6 protein-coding genes are annotated in these 6,375 nt (G+C 65.9%); 3 read left to right on the top strand and 3 right to left on the bottom strand.

All coding sequences use genetic code 11. From position 1 onward, the window contains the following. Positions 1–234: 234 nt before the first annotated feature. Both QCD75_RS14645 and QCD75_RS14640 read right to left on the bottom strand, forming a co-directional pair. A complete protein-coding gene (locus tag QCD75_RS14645) occupies positions 235–471 on the bottom strand; it encodes a CDGSH iron-sulfur domain-containing protein (protein WP_301229820.1) in 237 nt (78 codons plus the stop codon). A gap of 139 nt (positions 472–610) precedes the next feature. Further along, positions 611–1,666, bottom strand: a complete 1,056-nt coding sequence (locus QCD75_RS14640) for an iron-containing redox enzyme family protein (RefSeq protein ID WP_301229824.1) — start codon at positions 1,664–1,666, stop codon at positions 611–613. A 403-nt stretch (positions 1,667–2,069) separates the two neighbouring features. Between QCD75_RS14640 and QCD75_RS14635 the strand changes: the two genes are divergently transcribed. Together QCD75_RS14635 and QCD75_RS14630 are read left to right on the top strand one after the other, a co-directional pair. Further along, positions 2,070–2,726 carry a hypothetical protein gene (locus QCD75_RS14635; RefSeq protein WP_301229818.1) on the top strand — a complete coding sequence of 219 codons (657 nt, stop codon included), beginning with the start codon at positions 2,070–2,072 and terminating at the stop codon, positions 2,724–2,726. 1 nt (position 2,727) lies between these two features. Next, entirely contained in the window at positions 2,728–3,045 is a 318-nt protein-coding gene (locus QCD75_RS14630) for a hypothetical protein (protein ID WP_301229816.1), read from the top strand. 141 nt (positions 3,046–3,186) lie between these two features. On the opposite strand, the gene QCD75_RS14625 is transcribed toward QCD75_RS14630, so the two are convergent. After that, positions 3,187–4,878, bottom strand: coding sequence for a purine-cytosine permease family protein (locus QCD75_RS14625; protein ID WP_301229813.1), 1,692 nt, complete (start codon positions 4,876–4,878; stop codon positions 3,187–3,189). A gap of 528 nt (positions 4,879–5,406) precedes the next feature. On the opposite strand from QCD75_RS14625, the gene QCD75_RS14620 reads away from it, so the two are divergent. After that, a complete protein-coding gene (locus tag QCD75_RS14620; RefSeq protein WP_301229811.1) occupies positions 5,407–6,027 on the top strand; it encodes a dihydrofolate reductase family protein in 621 nt (206 codons plus the stop codon). The last annotated feature ends 348 nt before the right edge of the window (positions 6,028–6,375 follow it).

Here is a 6,375-nt window from a genome sequence, read left to right as displayed (position 1 = left end):
GCCGGCTGACCGCTGCGGATCCGGGCTGGTCATCGCCGACCCCTACACCGGCTGACCGCTGCGGATCCATGCGGGCGACGCGCAAAACACCGGGCGCGCCGGAATGCCCGTAGCGCGGAGCCGTCTTCGGCGTCGCGGGACATTCTGCGCAGCGGAATGCTCGCCTAATTGGCCGCGTAAACGGATGCGGCAGGGATTTCGCGGGCAGCAGGGCAGCGCGGGCCAGAGGCGTCGTTACTTCCCGGGCATACCGGGGATTTCGGTCCGGAAATTGATCAATTTGTGGGTGCCGTCGCAGTAGGGCTTAATCGCGGACGCCCCGCAGCGGCACAAGGCAACGGTCTTGCGCTGCCGCGGCACCGGTTCCCCGGAGGGCGTGACGATCTCGAAGTCGCCGCGCACCAGGATCGGCCCGTCGGGGCAAACAACGATGGAGTTCTCGTTGGCGGCTTCTTGCGGGTTATGGTTCATCGACGCTCACTGTCAGGGATTGGAAGGGCCGGGCTGGAAGGGCCGGGCTGGAAAGGCCGGGCTGGAAAGGCCGGGCTGGAAGGGCCGGATGGGAAGAACCGGGTGTTGGGGCCGGGGTCAGAAAGGCCGGGCGTCAGGGTCAGACCGCGGCGGTCACAGCCGGCTGCAGCGAGGAGTCGCCGCGGTCCCAGGCCCCCATGATGTGCAGCGTGACGCGGGCGTCGATGGCCATCACCGCCGTCGCGCCGAACAGGACGTCCGGGAACAGCTCAGGTTCGGACTCCACGAGGCCGCCGGCGAGATCCCTGCCGGCGATCTGTTCGTGGACGGCGTCCGCCTCGACGTGCTCGTCGAAGTAGGCGGTCACACCGGCGTCGAATCCGAGGCGCCGGAACCCGTTGCCGTACAGCTGGTTCGGCCGGGATGACGTCATCTCATAAATCGCCAGGTGCCCCGCGACCGCTCCGCGGAGTCTGCGGTTCAGCCCGAAGAGCGACATCACATTGACCGAGGCGAGGGAGATGGCCGGGACGGCGTCCACATAGGCGCCGTAGCGGTCGTCCAGCCCCAGCCCGCGCATGGTCTTCGCAAAGAGTGCGCTGTGCATCCGGTCCGGGCGGCCGCCGCCATACTCGTCAGCCTGGATCTCCACCAGCGCAGCCTTGGCCCGCCCCGTGAGCCTCGGGATCGCCCAGGTGTGCGGATCGGCTTCCTTGAGCTGGTAGATCGATTTGTGGATCAGGAATTCCCGGAGCTGGTCCAGGGTCGCCTTCTTCGCCACGTGGCGGGACATGCCCGGCCCACCCTCCTGGGCCGCGATCCCGAACAAGATTTCCGCCACCGCATCACTGTCCAGGCCCGCGGCAGAAACCGGCAGACCCGGACCGGTGGACAGGAGGGCCGCATCGCGCAGCGCCCGTTCGAACGGCTCCTCCAGCAGCTGGCGGAGGGCGATCAGCCCGGGGTTCCATTCCCAGCGGTCAGTCACCCCGTCCAGGCCTCCGTAGTGCAGCTCGTACAGGCAGAACAGCGTCAGCTGCACGTCGCCGTCGTCGATGATGTCATCGACGAGCGGCAGCCGTGCCTCGGCCAGATTGCTGAGGGCGTCATGGGCCGCGGCGTCGTCTCCGGGCGTGCCGGCGAGCAGCCGGAACAGCCCGGCGCTGATGGGTCCGCGCGCCGTTGGGATCGTCATGTTTACTGAAGGTGCCATGGCTGGCTCGTTTCCTCGCGGTGCATTGTGTGCCGCCGCGTGGCTGCAGCAGCTCGGCTTCTACGCCGTGCACGCGGCGAAGAGGCAGGATCCCGGATTGCCTGCGTCACCGCAGGTCCGGGGAAAGTGCGCTGCCGGGATGGATGTCCGGGTGCCGAGGAAGCCCATCCACGCAGTTTGTCTACAATGTAGACTTTAGGTGCAGACTACATGATAAGCAAACTGTCTTTTGTGCCGGCGCCCTTCCTCTGACCTCGTCCTGATGTCGCGCGTGCATATTTCGCCTGGACCGTAGTGCTCGCCGTGGGGACCCCCGCCATGGGGACCCTCCTCGTGGGGCTTTCGGCACTACCCCGGGACACGCGCCGGCCGCATCGTGTCTTAAATGAAGACGCTCACCATAGCCCCCGGGATCATTTCTTCGCCAGCACCCATGCTGCCCGCCGGGCGCAGTGGCAGGTGGGCGGTCAGCCTGTTCCTGCTCTCCCTGTTTCTGTTCATGGTGCCCTGGTTCCCGGAGAGCCTTGCGACAATCGGGGGCATCCTTGCGGTCGCCGCCTTGATAGGCAGCGTGGTGTGTACCTTCGCATCCAGAAAGCACTCAGTACGCGACGCGCTCCGCACCGGGCTTGGCAGACTAAGCGTTGCAGCGCTGGCAGCGTCAGCCGTAGTGGCGGCCGCGTCCCTGGTGGTCACCTTCGATCCCGGCCTCTACGGGGCTGCGGGAATCCTTGGACTAATCGCCGGCGTCCTTGGCGTGCTGGCCTGGTTCCGTCTGTCGTCCGACCGGATACGCTTGCTCCCCCACACCGCCGTCGGCTGGTGGAGCGCGGGCATCCTCGCCCCCTCGGCGATCGTTCAGTTCAGCCCGTGGGCTTCACTTTCCGGCCCGGCCGGAATAGCAGCGACGGGCGCGGCCCTGGTGGCCATACTTTGCTACCACGAACGGTCGGTCCTCTCCGCCGCGGCCCTGGTCACGACGGCGACAATGCTGTTCTATTTTTACGCGCTTTTTTTGGTCTCAAACCTCATCAGGAGCTGACGTGGCTATTGCACTGGCACCCCAAACCGCCGCTGGAAAGTGGGCGGCAGTCTTCGCGGTAGCCGCCGTTCTCAACGTCGCTGTCCTCTCGGCCCTGCCAAACCCCGTCTTCTATCCGCAACGCCTCGGGGATGGAACGGGACTTGAGCTTGGCGGCGCGTTCCTGACCTGGGCCGGAGTATCGGCAGTCCTCGGGCTGGTCGGTCTGCTCCATTATCGTGAACGCTCGGCTTTGAACTGGGTGATTACCCTGTTTGGCGGGGCCGCCGTCATCTGGCTCGCGGTGCAGCAGCTTGCCCTCACGGCCACCCCTCTCTGAGGTTGCTTCCGGCGCATACCTGGCAGGCCACTGGCCGTGAACGGGGAGTGGCGGACGGCGGCAGCCGAACGCCCCCTCATCAACACCGCCCGTGGGCAGGTGTTGATGAGGAGGCGTTCGTCATCCGGTCAACGGTCCGGGTCAGCCTTGTGCCGGCAGGACGTAGCGGCCGGTTTTGTCGGTGGCGAGCGCCAGGGATGAAATGTACTGCTTCGAGCCGTCGGCCGCAGGTTCGGCGGAGAGCAGCATGTCCGGCCGCTCAAATTCCATGCCGGTCACGTGGCAGAGGAGCTTTGCACCGGAGGGATTGCCGTCGTCGTCGAGCATCGGCAGGTCAATTCCGTCGTCGGTGCGCCGCAGGTAGAACCGGCCGCCGGTCGCGATCGCCATAAGCGGGGTCGCGACGACGGCAATGGCCACGGCGAAGATCGGCGAGAACGGGGCAATCCCGGAACCGAACGCCCCGAAAAACATGGCGATGGAAATGCCGGCCGAGAGTGCCAGTGACACGACGCCGACAGGATTCCAGTTGTAGAGCATGCCGCGGCGGAATTCCGGCTGCTTCGGGGAGAGTTTCAGGACGTACTTGTTGATGGCAATGTCCGTCGCGACCGTCACGATCCACGCCATCCCGCAGTTCGCGTAGAAGCCCAGGATGGTGTTCAGGAACTCGAACATGTTCAGTTCCATCAGCGCGAGGGCAATCATCAGGTTGACGACGACGAAGACCAGGCGTCCCGGGTAGGTCCGGGTGACGCGGGTGAAGGAGTTCGTCCAGGCCAGCGACCCGGAGTAGGCATTCGTGACGTTGATTTTGATCTGCGAGATGACCACCAGGATCACGGCCAGCGCCAGGGCCAGCCAGCCCGGCATCATGTGCTCATAGACGCCCAGGAACTGGTGGACGGGTTCGTTCGCCGTTGCTGATGCCGCAGGGTCCAGGGTGGCGATGAGGTAGACCGCGATGAAGAGTCCCACCGCCTGCTTGACGGCACCGAAAATAACCCAGCCGGGGCCGGCGAGGATGACTGCCCTCCACCAGGCCACCCGGTTCGCTTCGGTCTTGGGCGGCATAAAGCGCAGGTAGTCAATTTGCTCTGCGATTTGGGCGATGAGCGAGAGGCAGACGCCGGCGGCCAGCATCACGGAGGCGAGGTTCGCGCCGGCGCCGGCACCGCTCTCCCCCTCGTAGGCGAAGAACGTCCCGATGGACTCGGGGTTGGTGATCACCAGGTAGGCGAACGGGATGACCATCAGGATGAGCCAGAGCGGGGTGGTCCAGACCTGCAGCTTGGAGAGCACTTTCATTCCATAGATCACAAACGGGATGACTATCAGGGTGGACGCGGCGTAGCCGAGGGGTTTGGGGATCCCGAGTCCGAGTTCCAGGCCCTGGGCCATGATGGAGCCCTCAAGGGCGAAGAAGATGAACGTGAACGTCGCAAAGATGACGTTGGTGATCACGGAGCCGTAATAGCCAAAACCGGAGCCCCGGGTGATGAGATCCAGATCGAGGTTGTAGCGCGCCGCGTAGTACGCGAGCGGAATGCCCGTCACGAAGATGATGAGCGCGGCGACGGCGATGCCCAGGAGGGCATTTGTTGTTCCGTGGGCGATGCCGATGTTCGCCCCGATGGAGAAATCGGCGAGGTAGGCGATCCCTCCCAGCGCGCTGGTGGCCACGACGCCGGGGGCCCATTTCCGGTAGGAGCGCGGGGCGAACCTGAGCGTATAGTCCTCCAGGCTTTCCCTGGTTGCTGCGCGGGCATCGGTATCTGCCGGCGCGGGTAGTGTGTGGGGGCTGGCACTGGTGTGCTGCGTGTCCGTGGACATGGACCGACCTTTCACATGGGTGGGGCATCAGAAGGAAGCCGACGGAAGGACGACCATCTCAGCGGGTGCACACGACCACCCATGGCGACCCCATACACCGCTGCCAGCCGCGCGTCAGATGACCGGCGGCCTGGGCCTCATCGTGCCAAGCCCATGTTTCGGATTCGTTCCCGCCAGCGAACATTTCTGTGTCGGTCCGGAGCCGGGGGTGCATTCCCGGCGTCGAACATCTCCTTCGGCGCCGCCTACAGCCAGCAATGCGCTGCGGATCCTGGCTGGCGACGCGCAACGTGCCCAGCGCGACGGAATACCCGTAGCGCGGAGCCGTCTCCATGTCACGGGACATTTTGCGCAGCGGAATTGGGTGCGGAAACGATGCGCCCAGGGTCTCCGTCGGGTGGATTCTCGTATGCGCGCAGTGGGCTCGTGCCGGGCCGCGAATGCCCGTTGCTTCACCGCGGGTTCGTGTGCCAGCCTCGAAGTGATCCCGTCGCCGGGCGACGACGGGCGACAGACGAGGAGCACGGCATGGGACTCATCCATATCGACCTGTTCAGCACGCTCGACGGCGTCGCCCAGGCGCCCGGCGGACCGGACGAGGACCCCGACGGCGGCTTCGCGTTTGGCGGCTGGCAGGCGCCTCTTATAGACGAGGTCGTCGGCGGGCAGATCAGCTCCGGGATGGCGGGGATGGACGCTCTGCTGCTGGGGCGCCGGACCTACGACATTTTCGCCGCGTACTGGCCGCACGAGGACGGGGGCATCGCACGGCTGTTCAACCGCCTCCCGAAATACGTGGCCTCGCGGCAGAAACCGGCCCTCGAGTGGGCCGGCTCCACGCTGCTCGGTCCTGATGTCGTTGCTGCCGTGCGCGAACTGCGCGACCGGTACGCGCACGTCCACGTCATCGGCAGCCTCGACTTCGTGCAGACCCTGTTCGCCGAGCGGCTCTTCGACCGGCTTACGCTCTGGGTGTATCCGATCCTCCTCGGCGGCGGAAAGAAGGTCTTCGCCGGCGGGGTGGTTCCGACGAACCTCAGGCTCATCGAGCCGGTCGTCGCCTCACCGAAGGGTGCGGTGCTGCACCGCTACGCGCTCGCTGATGGCACGCCCGGCGTCGGCGATATGTCGGCCGGCGAAGCGGGCTAGCAGCGAGCGCGCCGGCTCCGTGGATCGCGGGTGCCGCTTTGGGCGTTGGGGGCCGTGTGCGAGGTCGCCCCTAATCTTCCGGTCGCCCCAAAATCGCTACGCATTCGGGCTGGTGACACGCAACAGACCCAGCGCGGCGGAATACCCGTAGCGCAGAGCCGTCTCCGTGTCACGCGACATGGTGCGCAGCGAAATTGGGCGCGGAACCGACCGAGACGGAATTTCGTGGACGGCGCGGCCGCGCTGGTCCTGCCTCCCCGGTGCCGCCGCTGAGCAGAAATTCGCTGCGGTTCCGGGCTGGCGATGCGCAAACCGCCCAGCGCGACGGAATACCCGCAGCGCAGGAAC

Origin of the sequence: Arthrobacter sp. PsM3 (assembly GCF_030433895.1) — a bacterium.
GTDB lineage: Bacteria > Actinomycetota > Actinomycetes > Actinomycetales > Micrococcaceae > Arthrobacter.
Note: the sequence above shows the minus strand (reverse complement) of the source record. Positions and strands in the feature narration are given on the sequence as shown.

Bases quoted from the DNA above. Each gene is read 5' to 3' on its own strand.
- QCD75_RS14645 (WP_301229820.1), bottom strand. From the start codon at position 471: ATGAACCATAACCCGCAAGAAGCCGCCAACGAGAACTCCATCGTTGTT.
- QCD75_RS14640 (WP_301229824.1), bottom strand. From the start codon at position 1,666: ATGACGATCCCAACGGCGCGCGGACCCATCAGCGCCGGGCTGTTCCGG.
- QCD75_RS14635 (WP_301229818.1), top strand. From the start codon at position 2,070: ATGAAGACGCTCACCATAGCCCCCGGGATCATTTCTTCGCCAGCACCC.
- QCD75_RS14625 (WP_301229813.1), bottom strand. From the start codon at position 4,878: ATGTCCACGGACACGCAGCACACCAGTGCCAGCCCCCACACACTACCC.
- QCD75_RS14620 (WP_301229811.1), top strand. From the start codon at position 5,407: ATGGGACTCATCCATATCGACCTGTTCAGCACGCTCGACGGCGTCGCC.